Annotated in this window: 21 protein-coding genes; 18 read left to right on the top strand and 3 right to left on the bottom strand. The window is 48.6% G+C overall.

Going from position 1 to position 20,336, the window contains the following annotated elements:
- Nucleotides 1-76: 76 nt before the first annotated feature.
- From ABD880_RS15230 to ABD880_RS15145, 18 genes are all read left to right on the top strand, one after another.
- On the top strand, nt 77-1,342 hold the full coding sequence (locus ABD880_RS15230) for a transporter associated domain-containing protein (protein ID WP_345167899.1): 1,266 nt from the start codon (nt 77-79) through the stop codon (nt 1,340-1,342).
- Nucleotides 1,329-1,931, top strand: coding sequence for a gliding motility lipoprotein GldD (gene gldD, locus ABD880_RS15225; protein ID WP_345167897.1), 603 nt, complete (start codon nt 1,329-1,331; stop codon nt 1,929-1,931). The genes ABD880_RS15230 and gldD overlap by 14 nt, the downstream gene beginning before the upstream one ends.
- A gap of 311 nt (nt 1,932-2,242) precedes the next feature.
- Nucleotides 2,243-2,644 carry a hypothetical protein gene (locus tag ABD880_RS15220; protein WP_345167895.1) on the top strand — a complete coding sequence of 134 codons (402 nt, stop codon included), beginning with the start codon at nt 2,243-2,245 and terminating at the stop codon, nt 2,642-2,644.
- Nucleotides 2,645-2,741: 97 nt separating this feature from the next.
- The gene (locus tag ABD880_RS15215) at nt 2,742-3,191 is read left to right on the top strand and encodes a hypothetical protein (protein WP_345167893.1); all 450 of its coding nucleotides are present in this window, start codon (nt 2,742-2,744) and stop codon (nt 3,189-3,191) included.
- Nucleotides 3,192-3,288: 97 nt separating this feature from the next.
- Nucleotides 3,289-3,879 (top strand): hypothetical protein, encoded by a 591-nt coding sequence (locus tag ABD880_RS15210; RefSeq protein WP_345167891.1) that lies wholly within the window; start codon nt 3,289-3,291, stop codon nt 3,877-3,879.
- A gap of 94 nt (nt 3,880-3,973) precedes the next feature.
- Nucleotides 3,974-4,345, top strand: coding sequence for a hypothetical protein (locus tag ABD880_RS15205; protein ID WP_345167889.1), 372 nt, complete (start codon nt 3,974-3,976; stop codon nt 4,343-4,345).
- A gap of 236 nt (nt 4,346-4,581) precedes the next feature.
- Entirely contained in the window at nt 4,582-5,502 is a 921-nt protein-coding gene (locus ABD880_RS15200) for a M28 family peptidase (protein WP_345167886.1), read from the top strand.
- A gap of 31 nt (nt 5,503-5,533) precedes the next feature.
- The gene (locus tag ABD880_RS15195; protein WP_345167883.1) at nt 5,534-6,067 is read left to right on the top strand and encodes a GNAT family N-acetyltransferase; all 534 of its coding nucleotides are present in this window, start codon (nt 5,534-5,536) and stop codon (nt 6,065-6,067) included.
- Between the two features lie 178 nt (nt 6,068-6,245).
- Nucleotides 6,246-7,544, top strand: a complete 1,299-nt coding sequence (locus ABD880_RS15190) for a metallophosphoesterase (RefSeq protein ID WP_345167881.1) — start codon at nt 6,246-6,248, stop codon at nt 7,542-7,544.
- A 183-nt stretch (nt 7,545-7,727) separates the two neighbouring features.
- Nucleotides 7,728-8,297, top strand: coding sequence for a Crp/Fnr family transcriptional regulator (locus tag ABD880_RS15185; RefSeq protein WP_345167879.1), 570 nt, complete (start codon nt 7,728-7,730; stop codon nt 8,295-8,297).
- A gap of 18 nt (nt 8,298-8,315) precedes the next feature.
- Nucleotides 8,316-8,918, top strand: coding sequence for a GlcG/HbpS family heme-binding protein (locus ABD880_RS15180; protein ID WP_345167876.1), 603 nt, complete (start codon nt 8,316-8,318; stop codon nt 8,916-8,918).
- 19 nt (nt 8,919-8,937) lie between these two features.
- A complete protein-coding gene (uraH, locus tag ABD880_RS15175) occupies nt 8,938-9,345 on the top strand; it encodes a hydroxyisourate hydrolase (protein ID WP_345167873.1) in 408 nt (135 codons plus the stop codon).
- A 123-nt stretch (nt 9,346-9,468) separates the two neighbouring features.
- The gene (locus ABD880_RS15170; RefSeq protein ID WP_345167869.1) at nt 9,469-9,879 is read left to right on the top strand and encodes a methyl-accepting chemotaxis protein; all 411 of its coding nucleotides are present in this window, start codon (nt 9,469-9,471) and stop codon (nt 9,877-9,879) included.
- A 502-nt stretch (nt 9,880-10,381) separates the two neighbouring features.
- On the top strand, nt 10,382-10,723 hold the full coding sequence (locus ABD880_RS15165; protein ID WP_345167867.1) for a zinc ribbon domain-containing protein YjdM: 342 nt from the start codon (nt 10,382-10,384) through the stop codon (nt 10,721-10,723).
- Between the two features lie 147 nt (nt 10,724-10,870).
- A complete protein-coding gene (gene recG / locus ABD880_RS15160; protein ID WP_345167864.1) occupies nt 10,871-12,967 on the top strand; it encodes an ATP-dependent DNA helicase RecG in 2,097 nt (698 codons plus the stop codon).
- A gap of 696 nt (nt 12,968-13,663) precedes the next feature.
- Complete coding sequence (locus ABD880_RS15155) at nt 13,664-15,115, top strand: hypothetical protein (RefSeq protein WP_345167861.1); 1,452 nt, start codon at nt 13,664-13,666, stop codon at nt 15,113-15,115.
- Between the two features lie 124 nt (nt 15,116-15,239).
- Nucleotides 15,240-15,872 carry an LURP-one-related/scramblase family protein gene (locus ABD880_RS15150; RefSeq protein WP_345167859.1) on the top strand — a complete coding sequence of 211 codons (633 nt, stop codon included), beginning with the start codon at nt 15,240-15,242 and terminating at the stop codon, nt 15,870-15,872.
- A 195-nt stretch (nt 15,873-16,067) separates the two neighbouring features.
- On the top strand, nt 16,068-16,664 hold the full coding sequence (locus ABD880_RS15145) for an LURP-one-related family protein (RefSeq protein ID WP_345167856.1): 597 nt from the start codon (nt 16,068-16,070) through the stop codon (nt 16,662-16,664).
- Between the two features lie 150 nt (nt 16,665-16,814).
- Here ABD880_RS15145 and ABD880_RS15140 read toward each other — a convergent pair whose 3' ends face one another.
- The 3 genes from ABD880_RS15140 to ABD880_RS15130 are packed head-to-tail and all read right to left on the bottom strand — an operon-like array spanning nt 16,815 to nt 20,242.
- Nucleotides 16,815-18,611 carry an acyl-CoA dehydrogenase family protein gene (locus ABD880_RS15140; RefSeq protein WP_345167853.1) on the bottom strand — a complete coding sequence of 599 codons (1,797 nt, stop codon included), beginning with the start codon at nt 18,609-18,611 and terminating at the stop codon, nt 16,815-16,817.
- 40 nt (nt 18,612-18,651) lie between these two features.
- Nucleotides 18,652-19,026 carry a four helix bundle protein gene (locus ABD880_RS15135; protein WP_345167851.1) on the bottom strand — a complete coding sequence of 125 codons (375 nt, stop codon included), beginning with the start codon at nt 19,024-19,026 and terminating at the stop codon, nt 18,652-18,654.
- 37 nt (nt 19,027-19,063) lie between these two features.
- Nucleotides 19,064-20,242 (bottom strand): acetyl-CoA C-acyltransferase, encoded by a 1,179-nt coding sequence (locus ABD880_RS15130; RefSeq protein WP_345167849.1) that lies wholly within the window; start codon nt 20,240-20,242, stop codon nt 19,064-19,066.
- Between the last annotated feature and the right edge of the window lie 94 nt (nt 20,243-20,336).

Raw genomic sequence — 20,336 nt, 5'->3', positions numbered from 1 at the left:
AGGAGAGCCCTCCAGTTGGGGCTCTCTACTTCTCATCCTTCCCTCCACAGAGTCCTGGGCCTTTTGGGCTGCGCCTGTGAGCCTGATCTTGGCCTGTCTGGCGGGCATCCTTCTTATAACGGTCGCCTTGGCCGGTTTTTTAAGACACCTTCACTCATTTTCATCAGTAGATAGAACGCCAGCGGGTCTTAGCCTTACAGCCGAAAGATTCTTACGCCACCCTCAGCCCCTTTTGGCGGCGGGCACGTTTGTGTCTACCACCCTGTACCTCATCTTAGCCATTGCGGTGTTCAGAGCCTTGGTGCGTGCCAGTCACTTGGTGACCCAGCCGCAAATTCTTCTCTGGGGAGGTTTGCTGGCCACTGCATGTCTTGTGCTACTGGCAAGGGTAGCAGCCGTGGGTTGGGGTAGACGCATGGCATCTAAAGAGGAGGACGTTCCCTTACTTTGGGTCTTACGTTCTGCTGCGGTGCTAGGCGCTCCGTTTACCAGGCTTCTGGAGCCATTACAGCAGTTTACGGGGCATACCAGACACGTCTTGGGCGCACCGTCTGCCACTGAAGAAGCGCATATCTCCTTAGATAACAATCCTTCAGAACCGCAGTCTCCGCAAGAGAAGGGCTTACTAAGAGCCATCATCAATTTCAGCTCTATCACGGTTAGGCAGATTATGCGGGCCCGGGTAGACGTGGTGGGCGTTCAACGCAAAACCCCGTTTGCTGCTTTGATTAGGCAACTTCCGCAATGGGGATACTCCCGTATGCCCGTCTACACTGACGGCTTAGACAAGATAGACGGCGTGCTTTACGTAAAAGATTTACTACCTTATTTAAACGCCCCTGCAGACTTTGTCTGGCAAAACCTCATTAGAACCCCTTACTTTGTACCAGAGACCAAGAAGATAGATGAGCTCTTACGCGAGTTTCAGGAACGACACGTGCACATGGCCATTGTGGTAGACGAGTACGGTGACACGACAGGTCTTTTGACCTTAGAAGACGTGATTGAGGAGATTGTAGGCGAAATCCATGATGAATTGGATGACGAAGAAGACCGCTACTATACGCAACTGGATGAGCACACGTTCCTGTTTGAGGGCCGAGCCTCTTTGCATGATTTCTGCAAGATCATGGACCCGCCCACAGACTTGTTTAAAGACGTGCGCAATGAGGTAGAATCTGTGGCTGGTCTCATGCTCAGGCTGTTTACCAGAATACCGCATACCGGTGAGGAGATCATCTTAGGCCCATACCAGTTCACTATAGAGTCGGCAGACAGTAAAAAAATTAAGAAAGTACGCGTGCACGAAGTAGTAGCACACCCAGAGAATGAAGAAAAATAACCTCTTTTTATTGGTAGTTGTAGTGGTGGCTGTGCTAGGTTTTTCTGCCTGTGAGCAAGAATATACGCCCAAGCCCAAAGGCTACAACCGCATAGACCTACCGGCTGCCAAGTACACGGTCTTGTCCCAGCCGCATCCCTACGTGTTTGAGCATTCTGTGCACGCCAGGATATTGAAAGACTCATCACGCATTGCAGAGCCGCACTGGATAGACATCTACTACCCCACCCTAGGAGCCAACATTCAGCTTACTTACAAGGACTTTAACCAGGACCCTAAGAAGTTTAATGAGTTGGTAGAAGACGCCAGAAGACTCACCAGCCGGCACCAGATCAAGGCCTACGCCATTGAGGAAAGCCAGATCAAAACGCCCACCGGCATCACCGCCAGCGTCTTTGAGCTAGAGGGTGAAGTACCCAGCCAGTTCCAGTTCTACCTCACAGACAGTACCAAGCACTTCTTCAGAGGCGCCCTTTACTTCAGGACCGCCACCGCCAATGACTCTCTGGCCCCGGTGATTGAGTACATCAAAAAAGACGTGGTGCATCTGTTGAACACTCTGCATTGGTCTGACCAAGTAAAGAGATAGTTTGTCGTTTTTGGCCTGTTTTCTGGAAAACAGGCCAAAAATGAAGTTATCCTACCAGGATTCATCTTATTTGCTCAGCATGGCTAGCCGTGTTATTACCCGGGTAATAACACGGCTATTTCTGTTTTACACTTCTATTACCATATGTAAAAGCCACCTCTACACATCCTTTGAGCTGATTACCTGTTTTTTGCAAGCACGAATGAAAGTATTATCTTCCTTGGATATTGTAAACCACTGCATCACTTTCGCACATAGTGCAGATAAGCCGAATAACTCCGATTAGCTGATAGTTGTAGGTCACTAAAACTATGAATCTGACTCAATACGAATACCTAAATAAAATATTGGCGGTTGTGGACGCTTGTCAGGTGGATTGCAAGATTAGTTTTTCATTTAATCTACCGGCAGAATTTTATGACCTTTCTAATCCTGAGAATAAGAAGGGACATGCAATAAAGAAGTATGTTGACCAGAACTTCAATTTCTCTTTGACTCAAGAAAATAAGGAAAACCTTATAGAAGATTTAGCCTCAAGCTTTGTGGATGGAGAAATTTGCCACTATCTCTTTATAAAGGACTCAGTTAAAATTGGAGAAGGATTCGACAATTGTGAAATAAACTACCTGAACCCCAAATACTTTCATTTAACGGCTGAACATCATAAAATTTTAGGAGATGTATACCTTCATTTAACTGAAGAAATAAATTAAAAATAGCATCCTACAACAAGGTTTATACCTTATGCTTCGGCTGAATGCCTTGCACACGGTATACACGAGACGTTAGGGAAAATAAAAATTGATGAATATGCTTTTGAAACTGCTCTTTGGTAAATCAACAAAAATTCAGGACGAGAAAATAGGTGAACTAAAGACAAGGATAAAACGAGATAACCCTTCAATCAACTATACATGGACAAGTGTAAAGGTAGTTGCTAACCAAAAGAAAGAAACCTGTTTCATCATTGAAGGAAATTCAGTTGGACCTCATAAGCAGCAGTTAAATGCAGTTTATTCTATAGTCGACAATTTAGAAAACCTGGTTCGTGATGTAATGAGTAAACTTCCAGATAAGTCAGTTTACAAAAATGTACTTCGAGGAGAATGGAAAGAGGAATTATATCTTTCAGCCATCTACCCGACCGATATATGGCACCCTCGGTTTGAGATAACATTTGAGCAACTCGATGAGAAGGCTTCAAGTTATATCTCCGTTACGTGGGAGAACGGGAACATTACAGAAGTTGAAGAAGATTAGAATTACTATTCCCTAACCACACCCATAAGCCAGCTACGCCGCCTTTTGGCCAAGTCCGTTGTGTACTATTTAATTTGTATTAATCTTACTTTGACCGATGAAGAGGCTATTCATAATCTTATTTTTTTTCTCATTTAACGCGCTCGCTCAAGCTGACGAAGCTCGAATTAGTAAAATACGCGGCAACACTAAAATAGACAGTCAAGACAAAGCTGTGTTTAATTTAATGGAAGAGTTTTATTTCCAGGTGATGCAATCAGATGCGGGAAAGCTAGGCCAAGACACGCCAAGAAAGCTAGACAACTTATTTAGAAATGGAAGAACCAGAAATAGACATTTATTATTAATGTTCATGGTCTACCAAAATCACATAAGTCAATCTGCGGCTGCAGGTAAAAGACCTGACACAAGAATTCAAGTAGAGTTGATGGCTGACTTAGCCTTTGAGTTTAAAAATATTTACAATAGAGTACCTGCGATAATTTACGTCTATCAATCTGAGGCTTTAAACGCAAGCGGGCAAAAAGATGCAGCCACAAAAGTTATAGAAGATGGGCTAATAGAGTATCCAGATTCTGTCTCTCTTAAAATTTACAAGTATTTAGGCTCAAAAGATGAGGCTATAAAAACTGATTTGGTTGGCAATCACTCTAATCATTGGATGGTAAAGCAGTTTGAAATAAAATAAACGGTATACAACACTGTATAAACGTCAGCCTCCGGCAGACGGCCTAGCCGCCACTTACTCGAGTCCATTGGCAGTAATTTTAAAACCTAACAAGATGCTTAGATACTTTCTTTTATGGTTTCCAATGCTAGTAATAGCAATTGCAAATGGTGCAGGGCGCGAATGGTATAAGCAACACACTGGAGAAATAACTGGACGACAAATTTCTACCATAACGCTACTTATATTCTTCGGGCTTTACATTTACTGGGTAGTCCATAAGTTTCCCCTAAAAAGTGATGCCAGCGCTATGCTGGTTGGGGCTCTGTGGTTAATTCTAACCTTAGCCTTTGAGTTTGGATTCGGGTTGTATAGTGGGCATTCATTGAAGGAGTTACTGGCAGAATACAATATCATGGAAGGAAAACTGTGGATTCTAGTTCCGGTTTGGGTTGCGATAGCGCCTTATCTTTTAAAAAGAGTATAAGATCAATTGCCAATAGTCTATCAGGTATGACGTCCTGTTTCTTTGCTTTCAGACGCAATTCGGGCAACAGAAACTCCCTCTAATTATTTAGTAGCTTGTCGGCTTATCGCTAATGCACAAATACCCATACGAAAGCGGAAACCAACCCGCAGTGTCGCGGACATCCTCAACCCTTAATATTCAAAGCATTAAGCCAGCACTTTCTGCGAATATCAGTTTAGCCAAAGCATTTCTACATGACACGTTTAAAGCTGTATAGCGCCTTCCTTTTCTTCATAATGTCATCCGTCTGCTTTGCCGCTCCGCAAGCAGACACTACCCGCATAAAACACCACCTCACCACCATCACTAAAACCCCCAAGCCCCGAAACTACCAGAACCTAGACCAACTCAACCAAACGGCAGAGTATATTAAAAACGTCTTTACAGCATACGCAGACAGTGTTTCTGTGCAAGAATACACGGTAGACGGGCAGGTATACAAAAATGTGATCGCCTCCTTCGGGACAGAGAACAAGAAGCGCGTGATAGTGGGCGCTCATTATGACGTCTGCGGAAACCAACAGGGCGCAGATGACAATGCCAGCGGCGTGGTTGGCTTGCTAGAACTAGCCCGCCTCTTGAAAGGCCAAAAGCTAAACCATCGGGTAGACTTGGTAGCGTACACGCTGGAAGAACCGCCTTACTTCAGGACAGAGCACATGGGCAGTTACGTGCACGCCAAGTCCTTAGCAGACAACAAAGCAGAGGTCTATGGCATGGTTTCTCTGGAGATGATCGGGTACTTTAAAGAAGAGAAGAAATCGCAGACCTATCCGGTGGGAATTCTATCCTTGTTTTATGGCAGCAGGGGCAATTACATCACGCTGGTGAACAAGTTTGGGGCAGGCGCCTTTGCCAAGAACTTCAGCAGAAGGTTTAGCTCTGGCAGTCTTATTAAGTCCAAGAAGTTCACGGGCCCGCCAGCCTTGCCTGGCATAGACTTTTCAGACCACCTCAACTACTGGAAGCTTGGCTACAGCGCCTTGATGCTCACTGACACCTCTTTCTACCGGAACAAGAATTACCATGAGCCCACAGACACCTTAGAGACCCTAGACCTGACCAAAATGGCGAAGGTCATTGACGGAGTCTACGGCACCTTGCTTCAATTATAAACCATTCCTTCAATATTCACCCTCACCTTCAATGCCTTCCCCATCCTTTACCATCAGACCCGCCCATCCTTCAGAATTTACCGCATTGGGCCAGCTCATGGTGCAAGTGTATTCCCAGCTAGACGGTTTCCCGAAGCCTGAAGAACAGCCCGCCTACTACCAACTGCTGGCCAACATCGGGGATTTTACGCAGAAGCCCGGCGCAGAGCTTTTGGTGGCCGTTTCTGAGCAAAATGAATTGGCGGGCGGAGTGGTTTTCTTTCATGACATGCAACACTACGGCTCTGGCGGAACGGCGACCCAAGAGAAAGACGCAGCAGGCTTCAGGTTACTGGCGGTGGCCCCAGACGCCAGAGGCAAAGGCGTGGGCAAATTGTTGACGCTGGCCTGCATCCAGAAAGCCAATGACGTTGGGCGGGCGCAGGTCATCATCCACAGCACCAAAGCCATGCAAACAGCGTGGGCAATGTATGAGAAGCTAGGTTTTGAGCGGGCACAAGAACTGGACTTTATGCAGGGGGCTTTGCCGGTGTTCGGGTTTAGGTTGTCTTTGAAGCACGCGTAAACCGTCTTTGAGCAATTCACCAGAAGGTGCTGTATCATCAACCGCCAACCTACGTTTTTAGCCTGTTTTCTGGAAAATAGGCCAAAAACGAATAGGCATCATTTCTTAATTAATGCTGAATAATAGACGCTGTTCGGCTTTTTTGCGGACATTCGCTTTAGAAAAGCGTATTCCATGTATGTCACCTAAAGAAACGCGACGCACGTCTGCCAACCTCTTCAAAACATTCTTAAAATGGTCAGCCATCGCTATTTTAGGCTATTGGCCGGTCACTACCCTGGTGTTTGGGCACAGTAGCATTGACGAGGCCAAAGGCGTGTACACCTTCCACTGGTCGGGGCTGGATGCGTTGGCCAATGACGAGGACTTCGGTTTTGCGAATGGCGAGGTGGTGGCCACCAAATTAGATGGTTCAGACGGGCCGTATATTTTCGGGGATCAACAGTTCACGGTCACGGCAGACAACAAGCTGGTCAAGTCACGGGTAGACTCCAGAAAGCCCATCAAAGTGACGGTGGCCAACCAGGACCAGGATTCGTTTTACGTCACGTTAAAAACCGAGTACCAGCCCCCGCAAGACCAATACCCGCTACCCGCCAAGCTCATCGCCATCTCAGACATAGAAGGCAATTTTGACGCCTTCTCCAGCTTCCTGATCAAACACGGCGTCATGGACAGGCAGTACAACTGGACCTATGGCCAAGGGCATTTGGTCTTGAATGGTGACTTTGTAGACCGGGGAGCAAACGAACCTCAGGTGCTCTGGCTTATTTACATGCTGGAAGACAAAGCCGCGGCGCAAGGCGGAAAGGTGCATTACATCCTAGGCAACCATGAGGTTATGAAGCTTTACGGCGATTATTCCCACACCGAGTATAAGTACCGCGAAGTGGCCAAGCAAATAAGCGGTCATTCTGACTGGACCACCTCGGCCAAATTCCTGTACGGCCCCAACTCTGAGCTGGGCAACTGGCTGAAGACCAAAAACGTGGCCGCCAAGATTGGCCCTTACCTGTTTGTGCACGCTGGCATCAACTCCAACCTATTGCAGCATCAACTGAGCCTTGCCCAAATCAATCAGATTGCCAGAAAATACTACGGCCAGGACGCCCGCAAAACGGTCACAGACCCCAAGGAGAAAACCGTCTTAAGCAAATATGACAGCCCGTATTGGGACAGGAGCCTTTCCATGAACCTGGTGTACAGAATCATGTACTTGACCAGAGACCCCTTTGAGGCCAACTACCACAAAACCACGCAAGAAGAGCTGGACCAGATACTTGCCTTTTACAAGGCTTCAACCCTGGTCATTGGGCATTCTGTGTACCCAGACGTGACAACAGATTACCAAGGCAAGGTGATAAAAATTGACGTACGGCACGGCCAGGAAAAGAACAGCCCTAAAACCGAAGGCATTCTCATAGAGAACAACACTGTCTATAGAATTGACGGGCTAGGAAAGAAGCATAAGCTATAAGCGAAGCGTACAAAACGACTCAATTGACAAGCTGGATAAGAACCAATTTACAATTAAGGCCTCCTGGCCGTTTTTGGCCTGTTTTCCAGAAAAGAGGCCAAAAACGGCGTTAAAAGGTTCTCCTAAAAACAACCTTTGCGCGAAACAGTTATTAGCAGATAACCCTCCATCCCTTATTCCAGCATGTACCAACGGTTAAAAGATTTCATCACCGCCAGAGTACCCACTGATGATGCCTCGCTGAACTTTATCTGTTCCCATTTCACGCCTCTCAAGACCAAGCGCAACCAGCTTTTGCTCCAGTACGGCGAGGTTTGTCAGCACTACTACTTTGTCAACCAAGGATGCATCAGGCTTTTCACGCTGAACAAAGAAGGACTGGAGACGTCAAGGTTCTTCGCGTTTGAGGGCGGGTTTGGCACTGCCCTGCCCAGTTTCATTGAACACACGCCGGCGTTTGAGTACATGCAGACCATTGAGAAATCTGACTTACTACAAATCTCCAGAACGGACTTTTACAAGCTAGTGGACACGGTACCGGCCTTTGGGTTCATTTACCGGCAGATTCTGGAGTTGGGCTTTATCACGGCGCAGAAAAGGATTTACGGATTCCAGGGGTTTGACGCCTTGGAGAAGGTGCAGTGGGTCATCCAGCACCAACCCGACTTTCTGTTGCGCGTCTCCAACAAGATGGCGGCTTCTTACTTGGGCCTCTCGCCAAGCACTTTGAGCAGAGTAAAAGCTCGGCTCTGAAAACGTTGCCCCAGGGCAATGTTTAGGGAAGTGGGCTCGGGTACCTTTGTAGAAAGCGCCACCCATATGAGAAACATCCTCCTTCTATATCTTCTGTTAGCGCCCGGCCTGCTGCTGGCACAGCCCCCTGCTGCAAAGACAAAGGTCCCACAAGCAAGGCAAATCCAATCTTCTGCTTTTGATACCTCAGACCTAATTGTCAGTTCTCATCAACTAACCCAAGAGGCGGCCTTGCAGATGCACCGTAGGGTTATGGCCAAAGCAACCAGCCTGCAAAAGGAGATTACGTTTGCCGTGGTAGACGCCTCGGGACAGACCATTTTGCTCATCAAAGGAGACGGCGTGGGACCGCATAATACAGAAGCCGCCCGCAGAAAAGCCTTTACCGCTCTTTCTACCAAAACTTCCACTTTAACCTTAGGCAGAAATGCCAGAGCCAACCCAGACACTCAGAACCTGGCCCATCTGCCAGAACTTTTGCTGCTAGGCGGCGGCGTTCCAGTGTGGTACCAAGGAAAGGTTATTGGTGCGGTGGGCGTAGCCGGCGGCGGCGGACCAGAACAAGACGATCTCCTAGCCAAAGCCGCCGCTCTCCCAGAAGCTGGCCTCATACTTCAGTAATTCACCTTAAGATAAAATCATGAAAAAGATTCTTTTTAGTTTCCTGTTCAGCGTGCTCACCACGCTCGCGTTTGCCCAGACGCACACGCACCAACTCTCCAGCCACATCTTAGACATCTCCACCGGCAAGCCTGCCGTGGGCGTTACTGTTAAACTGGAGAAGCTACATGACAAAACCAAGGCTTGGTCCCAGGTAGACGTCAAAACCACTGATGAGAACGGCCGCATCAAAGACTTTCTGGACTACAAGAAAACAGAGAAAGGCATTTACCGGCTTACGTTCCTGGTGGATGACTATTTCAAAACCCAGAAAGTAGACAGCTTCTATCCATTTATTGAAGTGGTATTTCAAATCAAGGATCAGGATCACTACCACGTGCCCATCACCCTTTCGCCGTATGGCTATAGCACGTACCGGGGCAATTAAGCACAAAGGAACGATCAGGTAATCGCAAGGAAGCCTCTTCTGTTTTCGGCCTGTTTTACAGAAAACAGGCCGAAAACAGAAGAGGCTTTGCTAAAAGAGGTATCTTATGGTTTCTAAAGCAAGATGCCTTCTCCCTTCACACCAGTAGTTGAAACCTTCAAAGAAGCAGTAAACCAGCTTCAGCTGGTATCGTCTACATTGCACCATCCAGAAATCACTGCACTAACCTTAGATGCTAACAATGTGCAGGAGCAGCTTCTCACGGTATGTCAACAACATATTCTAGACGCAGCGCTGCTTAAGGAGATATTGGGCCAAACCAATCTACTGGCGCTGAACCTTGCCATAGAAGCCGCCAGACTTGGAGGTGAGTCAGGCCGAAGCATTGCCCTTGTTGCCGAAAAATTCAGGAAGATAACAGAGGAATTAAAGCAGATGGCCTCTAATAACGAGCATGCAAACTCAAAAACATCAGGCCAGGAAAGCTCTGTGACTCCTAGAAAAAGCTGGATGAAGAAGCTTTTCAGATTTTGACCCTGTTAGCTTTATGAGCCTGATTTCTGCTTATCCTGCATTCACTTTTCCTGGCCTTTGGTTAGCAATCATTTGAGGCTGGAGTATAGTAGAAGTGCGCCCTCGCTTACCAGTCGGTTCAAAAAAGAAAAGCCCCGGCTAAACCGAGGCTTCCCAATTGCCACTCAATGGCTTAACGCTCGCCCAGCGTGAAAGGTGCTTACCGTTAACCCGTAACAGTCTAGCACAGATAGTATCTCCTTTCTTTAGTGAGTAGATGTTGTTATATACGAACCGCCAAATATTTTGGTAGGCTATATTCCATCTATTTACAAAAATTTAACACCCACATTCCATTGTTGAGGGAAGAAAGAATGTAGTCCGGCAAACCAGCTTATCTCATTAGCCCGCCTCATCTCTTTTCTGTAATTTTACAGAGCGGCTGAGCGGGCGTTTTTTGGGTGTTTTCCAGAAAACAGGCTAAAAACGCAAAGACGCAAGCACGCCATAAACCATTACTACCATGTCTGAAGAATTGAAACCTTGTCCCTCTTGCAGTTCACCGTACGGCTACGCCACCGGCCCTGACAGCTACGCCTGCCCAGAATGCGCCCATGAGTGGACTTTAGCCGAAGGAAGCGAGGAAGCAGGCTTACAAATAAAAGACGCCAACGGAAACGTGTTGCAAAACGGCGACTCGGTGGTGGTCATCAAAGACTTACCCGTGAAAGGCGCCCCCAAACCGGTAAAGGCCGGCACCAAAGTGAAAAACATACGGCTCACAGACGGTGACCACAACATTGACTGCAAGATTGAAGGCTTCGGGTCTATGGCGCTCAAGTCTGAGTTTGTTAGAAAAGCGTAAGTCTTTGGCCGTGGGGCCGCGTTATTCTTAATCATCTGCGGTAGCCCTAGCTCACCACTTTTTAGTAACTTTACAGAGCGGCTTGGCTGGCGTTTTTGGGCTATTTTCCAGAAAACAGGCTTAAAACGGAGTTGCGTTTCTCTATAAGTGTCTTCCGGCTTTTTCCATACCAAAATTGAGTTCTTGAAGGGCGTGGGCCCGCAACGCGCGAATCTGCTCCAGCTGGAGCTGGGCATTTTCACGTACGGCGACCTCATCCAACACTACCCTTTCCGGTACATGGACCGTACGCAGTTCCATGCCATTGCAGACCTTAATGAGGACATGCAGTACGTGCAGATAAAAGGACGCGTGCTGGAGAAGAACCTTTTAGGTGAAGGCCGCAAACAACGCCTGTCTGCCATCATCCGGGACGCGTCTGGGGAGATTGAATTGGTCTGGTTCAAGGGCGTGAAATGGATGAACGTGCAACTGAAGGTGAACCAGGAATACATCGCCTTCGGGAAGCCCAGCCTGTTCAACGGCAAGTTCAACATGGCGCACCCAGACTTGGAAGAGGCCGCCGAGATGAAGCAGGAACAGACCTACCTGCAACCTGTTTACAACACCACCGACAAGCTCAAGAACCACCGCGTAGACAGCAAGGTCATCTCTAAGATGATGATGGAACTGCTCAAGCTCGCACCCACGCATCTGCCTGAGACGCTCACGCCTGAGCTGGTGGACAACTACCGCATGGTCTCCAAGCGCGAGGCCATGATTCAAATCCACTTCCCCAAGAACTGGGACACCCTGCAGGCCGCGCGTTTCCGGCTCAAGTTTGAGGAACTGTTCTACACCCAGCTCAAGCTCCTGCGCACGCGCACCAAACGCAAAGCAGACTTAGCCGGGCAGATTTTCAGCAAGACCCCCACGCTCACCGAGTTCTACAAAAACCACCTGCCCTTTGACCTCACCGGTGCCCAGAAACGCGTAGTGCGTGAAATTTACCAAGACGTGATTGCCGGCAAGCAGATGAACCGACTACTCCAAGGCGATGTGGGCAGTGGCAAGACCATCGTGGCCTTCGTGACCATGCTCTTGGCCACCGACAACGGCGCTCAGGCCTGTATCATGGCGCCTACAGAAATCTTAGCCGACCAGCATTACCAGGGACTAAAGCACTTCGCAGATAAATTGGGGATTGTGTTGGGCAAGCTCACCGGCTCCACCAAAAAGGCAGACCGCAGAGTCTTGCATGAACAGTTGCGCTCTGGGGAGATGAAAATGATTGTGGGTACCCACGCGCTATTAGAGGACGAAGTGCAGTTCCAGAACCTGGGCTTATGTATAGTGGACGAACAGCACCGTTTTGGCGTAGCTCAGCGCTCTAAGCTCTGGCAGAAGAACCCTAGGGTCATTCCGCATGTACTGGTCATGACGGCCACCCCTATCCCCCGCACGCTGGCCATGACCTTGTACGGCGACCTAGACGTCTCTGTCATTGACGAGATGCCCGCCGGCCGGAAAGAGATTATCACCGTGCACCGCTATGACAGCAACCGCTTAAAGGTATTCGGGTTTATACGGGAGCAGATTAAGCTGGGTCGGCAGGTCTACATTGTCTACCCGCTTATTGAAGAGTCTGAAGGTCTGGAATACAAAGACCTGATGGACGGTTATGAAAGCATTACCCGCGCATTCCCAGAATACCAAGTGAGCATGGTGCACGGCCGGTTGAAACCCGCCGACAAAGACTATGAGATGCAACGCTTTGTCAAGCATGAGACGCAGATCATGGTAGCCACCACCGTGATTGAGGTAGGCGTGAACGTGCCCAATGCCAGTGTGATGGTGATTGAGAATGCAGAACGGTTTGGCTTGGCCCAACTGCACCAGTTGAGAGGCCGCGTGGGCCGGGGCGCCGACCAGAGTTATTGCATCCTGATGACTGGCTATAAGCTCAGCAAGGAAGGCAAGACGCGTATTGAGACCATGGTACGCACCAACAACGGCTTTGAGATAGCAGACATTGACTTGAAACTGCGCGGACCAGGAGATTTGATGGGTACCCAGCAGAGCGGGGTCCTGGATCTATTGATCGCTGATCTGTCCAAAGACGCCACCATCTTGAAAGAGAGCCGGGCGGCGGCACTGGAGATCATAGAAAAAGACCCTGACTTAAGTCTTCCGGAGCATGCCAACCTGTTGCGGCATATTCGGTCACTGAGTGCCAACGCTGTTAATTGGAGTCGGATCAGTTAGACTAAAGTCAAGGTCTCTTTTGGGGGAGAGTGGGGGAAAAATGGGTTCTTTTTAAAAGTAAAGTTTTCTATCAGTCTCGTCCTTTTCTAGTTACTTGGGTTAAACATGTAATTGGTCTGCTGTGCATTCACTGTTTGAGGAGAAGGCTCCTGCATTGAGTATACATCTGCAGACTTGGGGGATTTTTCAGTCACTACGGCATTACTTGTATCTTCCTTCAAAAACTTGCCAATGATTATAATCCCTACCAGCACAAAAATCTTAAAAATAAATTTCATAGGCGAAAAGTTAACGTTGATCATTCACTCCAATAATACGGCTCTAGAAGGGGCTCAGAGGTTATTTTAGGTTATCCTTTTGTTAAGGTTGATCCTGCAACATCTCAGACTTAGCCTTCCCGCTTGTCCCGCAGAGAAGCCTAACTAGTTACGGTTTGGTTCCATTTGGGTTTTTGGTTTTTGGGAAAATTTTCCTAAAAAAACACGATTATTGAATTAATGCTTTGAACGCTTTGTTTAATGCAACCTCCTTTTGAATTGCTCTAAACCTCTGCAAAGGTACACAATAGAAATCATAATTATTTAGTTACTAAATAATTAGCCTGCAAAAAGCATTCCATCCTTAACTTTTCTACCAGCTATTAAGTAAGGTACACGGTCATAATCCTGCTATATTTGCAGTCAAACCCTTCTTGCCATGCTTAAAAAAATTACAATTGTTTTTTTTGCCGCGCTTTCTTTCATTTCTGGCAATGCCCAGGGCCAGCGTATAAAATCAGCTAATTTTTCATTTTTCACAGAGTCCCAGCAAGAGCAGTACAATCCGCAGCTTCCGCAGAAGACGTTTGCCCTTAACAGCACAGATTTTGTCATCCTCAGTAGAAAGACAAAAGACGCTTACGCGCTGGAGCGCTACGGCAAAAGCATGAAGCCCCAGTGGGCTACCCCTATTGACCTGCTGTCACAAGAAACGGTAGAGGCCTTTGCCCAACAGGCGCAAACCGCCCTGGTCATCACGCACCGCATCTCCATTGAAACCAGTACGCAGGCGCTCTATGCCAGAACCATTGACCTGGCCACCGGAAAGGAACTGCAAAAGAAGAAACTGCTGGAAGCCCCGGCCAACAGCAGAAAACTAGTGGTCTCTCTTTCTAAGGACGGCTCCAAATTAGTAACCCAGCACTACCTGCAAAAAGGCGACCAACTACAGGGCATCCAGGCCATTGTCTATGACGGGGCCTTGAACGTGCTCAAAGAAAGGCGCTATGATTTTCCGGTGCACACAGGCGGTTTAACGGCGCAGGTGCAGATAGACAACCACGGCAGCCAGTACCTGACCTTACTCACAGAAAACTCCATGCGCCTGAGCGTGCGCCGTTACAACAACCAGAACAATGAGATCAAGGTGATGGAGGTGATGCTGGGCGGCGCTTTTAATCAGGAGAAAGTGTATGTGCTGGATACTAAGTTCCAACTGGAGCAGGACAGCACCCTGTATGCCGCCGCCCTGGTAGCCGAAGAGAAAACCGGCGAGTACCGCAGCCTTAAACTGGTGCGGTTTGACTACCGCACCAACAACATGCGCTTCGCAGAGGAGTTCTTGTTCACGCCCGCCTTTCTGGAGCGCATTGCTAAAGCCAACAACCTGTCTACTACTGCCCACCTGGAAGACATCTACCTGTCAGACATTCTGGTAAGCAAAGACGGGCAGCTGGCGGTGATCACAGAGAAGAAGTTTCTGGAGGCCGGACCTGACGGCAAGTACCGCGCCCAGGACCTGCTGCTTTTTGGGTATGATGAGTACCTGAAACCCACCTGGAACTCCATGATCAAGAAAGACCAGCAGGCACCCGCCGCCGAAGGCTTCTCTGGTATCTCCTATAGGACTCAGCTTTTTGGCAACCGCCTGCAGATGCTCACCCTAGAAACCCTCAACGGCAAAACCGATCTCTATACCCGCTCCATCCATCTCTTGACTGGCGCTTCTGAGGCTCCCAAGGCCACCGGCCTTAAACTTGCCAACAACCAGCAGGCGGCCTTTGCCAAGGACTTTACCACCTGGTTAGATGAGCGCACCATCACGGCCGTGTACAAGCCTGCCAAGTCTTCAAAGGGACTGCGCCTAAGCAGAATCACCTACAAGCTGTAAGCTTTCGTTTTTGGCCTGTTTTGGGTAAAACAGGCCAAAAACGAAATTTCTTAGTGCGTTTGATTGCTCTCTGCCAGGCAAGAAAACGCTCCTCAGTCAACCTTGCCTACTTTTCTATCTGTCCATGCAGGAACTCAACTTCCCTTTAGAATTCACCTTTAAGGCTCCTGCGCTGGCCAATCACGTCACAGTGAAAGATGTACATGGGCAGGTGGTCTTTTTTGTGAAACAGGTGCATTCAGACGTTTTCTCAGAATCCTCTTTGCTCAGCATAGATCCTTTTCTGGATGAAGCTCTTGTGTACAAAGACCCCTCTGAAAAAGAAAAGCTTTATGCCATCAGAGCCAGTCCGTCTAAGGAATTCTATGCGTCCTTTATGTTCACAGACAATGACAATCTGCTCTTCGGGCACATTGGCAGGGTGAATTGGGACTATTTGCTAAGGGCGCATTACAACGTATATGACCAGTACTTACGGCCGGTGTTTACCATCAAAGAAGCCGAAATGATGGTAAGAATGCAGGACACCATGCTCAGCAAGATTCCGTTCATTGGTCTTTTGACGGGCTATTTCTTCAACCCGAGCTACTATATCACCAAAGCAGATGGCACCCATCTGGCTACGGTTACCAAGGAGAAGTCTTTCTGGAGCAGCAAGTTTACCTTAACCAAAAAAGCGCCTTGCACCCCTCATGAGCAGGAACGCCTTTTGTTAAGCGTCATGCTCCTGCTACTCCAGGAAAGACGCCGCGGCTAATTGATTTCTATTCAAGGCTATCCTCTTAACGAAGGGTGGTTTTCGTTTTTGGCCTGTTTTGGCCAAAACAAGCCAAAAACGGCCTTCTCCCTGAAAGGCAACTGGCTAAATTTTAATGCCCAGAATATATTCGCCATCTTACCTCCTTACGCACACGCTACGCGCCCATTAAACGCATTTCACCAAACCAACTACATGCAGGAACTCAACTTCCCCCTGGACTTTCAATTCAAGATTTCAACCCTTGCCAATGACTTCACGGTAAAAGATGCCACCGGCCAGACGGTCAGCTACGTCAAGCAGAAGCTTTTCAAGTTTGTAGAAGAGGTCACTGTTTTTAAAGACGAATCACAGGCAGAAACGCTTTACAACATCAAGGCCAACCAATGGATTGACTTTTCGGCGGCATATATTTTCACGGACAGTTACGGCCAGGAGATTGGCCGCGTGGCCCGCAAAGGCTGGGCGTCCATGTGGAAGGCACATTACGAGGTCTATGACCAATACCAGCGCCAGGATTTTACCATTAGAGAAGGGAACGTCTGGATACGCGTAGGCGATGCTTTGCTGGGAGAGATTCCGCTGTTGGGCATTTTCACGGGTTACTTCTTCAATCCTAGCTACACGGTCACCCGTCCTGATGGCACGCTCATAGCCACGCTCAAAAAGCAGAAGAGTTTCTTTGGCCGAAGATTCACTGTCACTAAAGAAGCTGAGTTGGAAGCCGGCGAACAAGAGCGCATTATCTTAAGCTTGATGATGATGATTCTCTTGGAAAGACGCCGCGGATAATTACTCTTTACCTATCACTAGTAAAAACAGAAAGCCCCGCATTGTGCGGGGCTTTCTGTTTTTAGGCTATTTTGGCCAAAACAGGCCAAAAACGCTTTATGTAAATTCAAGAGAAGTCTTGCGTCTTATGTCTTGAATCTTGTGTCTCAACTAGTACACGTAGTCGTTGGCTTTAATCATCTCCGCGGCAATTCTACGGCGGGCTTCTTTGGTGTTGTACGGGTCCAACTTAGTGAAGCGCTTCAAGCCAATCAACAACAGTTTCTGCTCATCACCCGGCTCAGTCATGGCGGCCAAGGCTTCTTTACCAGCCTTGTTGATGCGGTCGGCGGCGTCATTGATGACCACGCGGGCCATGTCTAATTGGCGCGAAGTCGCTTCTTCGCCGTTCAGGCTTACCAGTTTCTCCACGCGCAGCAAAGTAGACTCGGCTATGTAAGTCTGAATAGCCATGTCCGCGATGTACATCAAGACTTCCTGCTCTTTGTCCAGGGTCATCATGAACTTCTGCACGGCGGTACCAGCGGTTAATAGAACAGCCTTTTTGAATTTCTCCACGGCTTTCTTCTCAGCGGCAAACAGCGTAGTGTCCTCTTCCCCGAAGTCTGGAATCTCCATCAACTCTTGCTGCACGGCGGCAGCAGGTCCCATCAGGTCCAGTTCGCCTTTCATGGCCTTTTTCAAGACCATGTCCACAATGAGCATGCGGTTGATTTCATTGGTACCTTCAAAGATGCGGTTGATGCGGGCATCGCGGTACGCGCGGTCCATTGGATAATCTGCTGAGAAGCCGTAACCACCGTAAATCTGTACGCCTTCGTCCACCACGTAATCCAAGACCTCAGAACCGTCTACTTTCAAGATGGCGGCTTCTACGGCAAACTCGCGGGCAGCTTCAAGCACGGCCTCATTGTAGTTTTTACCGGCAGCCAGCAGCTCTTGCTCTTTGTTGTAGATGTCGTTTCCGCAACGGTATATGGCAGACTCTACGGCAAAGATTCTAATGGCCTGCTCGGCCAGTTTATGACGGATGGCGCCAAACTTAGAAATCGGAATCTTGAACTGGATGCGCTCGTTGGCATACTTCACAGATTGTTCAGCTACGCTCTTACACGCGCCCAGACAGGCCGCAGCTAGTTTAATACGCCCGATGTTCAAGATGTTGAACGCAATCAAGTGGCCCTTACCAATTTCGCCCAGCACGTTGCTCATAGGTACTTTGCAGTCTGTCAGGAACACCTGGCGGGTAGAAGACCCCTTGATGCCCATCTTGTGCTCCTCGGGCCCCAGGCTCAGGCCTTCATAGCCTTTCTCCACAATAAAGCCCGTGAACTTGTCGCCGTCCACTTGCGCGAATACAATGAACACATCGGCAAAACCGGCGTTGGTGATCCACATCTTCTGACCGTTCAGGATGAAGTTGTCACCTTCCACGTCCAGAATGGCTTTAGTCTTGGCGGCCAACGCATCTGACCCAGAACCTGGCTCGGTTAAGCAGTAAGAGGCCGTCCACTCGCCAGACGTTAATTTAGGGATGTATTTGGCCTTCTGCTCTTCGGTCCCGAAGTATAGGATAGGCAGCGTTCCAATACCCGTGTGCGCCGCAAAGGCCACCGGGAACGAGTGCCCAGAACCCACTGATTCTGTTACCAGCAAAGACGAGTTGAAGTCCATGTCCAGCCCGCCGTACTGCTCCGGAATGGCCACCCCGAACAAGCCCAGCTCGCCGGCCTTCTTCATGAGGCCTTCCAGCAGACCTTCCTCGTGGTTGTCCATGCGCTCTACCAGCGGCATCACCTCTGTCTGCACAAACTGCTGCGCGGTCTCGGCCATCATGCGCTGTTCCTCAGAGAATTCTTCTGGGATGAAAATATCCTGGGCGCTGGTCTGCTTGATGATGAACTCACCGCCTTTAAGCGTTCTAGAAGCTGATTCTGTATTTGCCATTTTCTTACTATTTATGGGGTTAGATGCTAGACGCTAGTATCTAGACGCTAGACTTTTTAATCTTTCTTATGATGGACTGCTGAAAACCATATAACATGCGTTGCACTTCATTGAGTTTTATTGTCAGGCTCTTGTAATACGTTTCACTCAAAAACTGAAACTCATTGGCTAACACCAACTGAGTGTCTACTTCAAAAGCCGAGCCTAAGGCAATACTCAAAAACTGCACAAACTCTTTGTCTGAATTTCTGCCAGCCCCTTCGGCAATGTTAGATGCTATAGATACTACCGCTCTATTCATTTGTGACGTTAGACCATACTTCTCATTAGCAGGGAATTTGGCGGTCATCTCGTATACCTGTTTTGCAAGTGAGATGGCTTCTTGCCATACCTTCAATTCCCTAAAGTTGTGCATGAGAAAAGTCTAGTGTCTAATATCTAGCGTCTAGCATCTATTTAAGCAATTCATAAATACCCGCTACGCCTTGGCCACCACCTACGCAAGCAGTTACCATCCCATATTTCTTGTTCTGACGACGAAGCTCATTAAACAACTGCACGCTGAGCTTGGCGCCGGAGCAACCCAGTGGGTGACCTAAGGCAATGGCCCCGCCGTTCGGGTTAACTCTTTCTGGGTCAATGCCTAATTCTCTGATCACGGCAATGGACTGTGACGCGAAGGCCTCATTCAGTTCAAACAGGTCAATGTCCTGTAAACTCATGCCGGCGTTTTTCAAGGCCTTCGGAATGGCTTTCACGGGTCCCATTCCCATAATGCGCGGATCCACGCCTTCGGCGGCGTACGACACCAGGCGGGCGATAGGCTCCAGGTTCAGTTCTTTGACCATGCGCTCGCTCATCACAATAGTAAAGGCGGCACCGTCTGAGGTCTGCGACGAGTTACCGGCCGTCACAGAACCATTGGTGGCAAACACGGGACGCAACTTGGCTAGTTTCTCTACAGACGTATCGGCGCGCGGCCCTTCATCTGTGTCTACTATGTAAGAGCGAGTCTTCTTTTTGCTGTTCTCATCTAAGTAGGTTTCTTCTACCGTGATAGGCACAATCTGGTCCTTGAACCGACCTTCTTCAATGGCTCTGATGGCTTTCTGGTGCGAGGCGTAGGCAAAAGCATCCTGATCCTCGCGGCTAACCTTAAAGTCATTGGCCACAGCCTCAGCGGTCAAGCCCATGCTCAGGTAATACTCTGGGTGCTCTTTGGCAATCTTGTAGTTAGGAACGGTTTTCCAACCCACTACCGGCACCATGCTCATGGACTCGGCGCCGCCGGCAATGATACAGTCAGCCATGCCGGCTTGAATCTTGAAGGCCGCCGTGGCGATGGTCTCAATCCCCGAGCCGCAGTAGCGGTTCATGATGGCACCAGGCACGTTGATGGGCAGAGACAAGAGGGAAATCATCCGTCCCATCTGCAGACCTTGCTCGGCCTCGGGCACTGCATTCCCAACCAAAAGGTCATCTACACGGGCGGGGTCTAACTGAGGCACCGATGCCAGCAAATGCTTGATTACATCGGCGGCCAAATCATCTGGCCGGGTGAAACGGAACACGCCGCGGGGCGCTTTCCCCACTGCACTTCTGAATCCGGCAACTATATAGGCAGTTTGCATTTTCTTTTCTGTTTGTGTTTAGGTGCTAGTGATAAAGGTTAATTAGGCTTCCGTTTTGGGCTATTTTCTAGAAAACAAGCCAAAAACGACTTCC

It is taken from the genome of Nibribacter koreensis (genome assembly GCF_039541795.1).
Taxonomy (GTDB): Bacteria; Bacteroidota; Bacteroidia; order Cytophagales; family Hymenobacteraceae; genus Nibribacter; species Nibribacter koreensis.
This window is presented reverse-complemented; position numbering and strand designations above follow the sequence as displayed.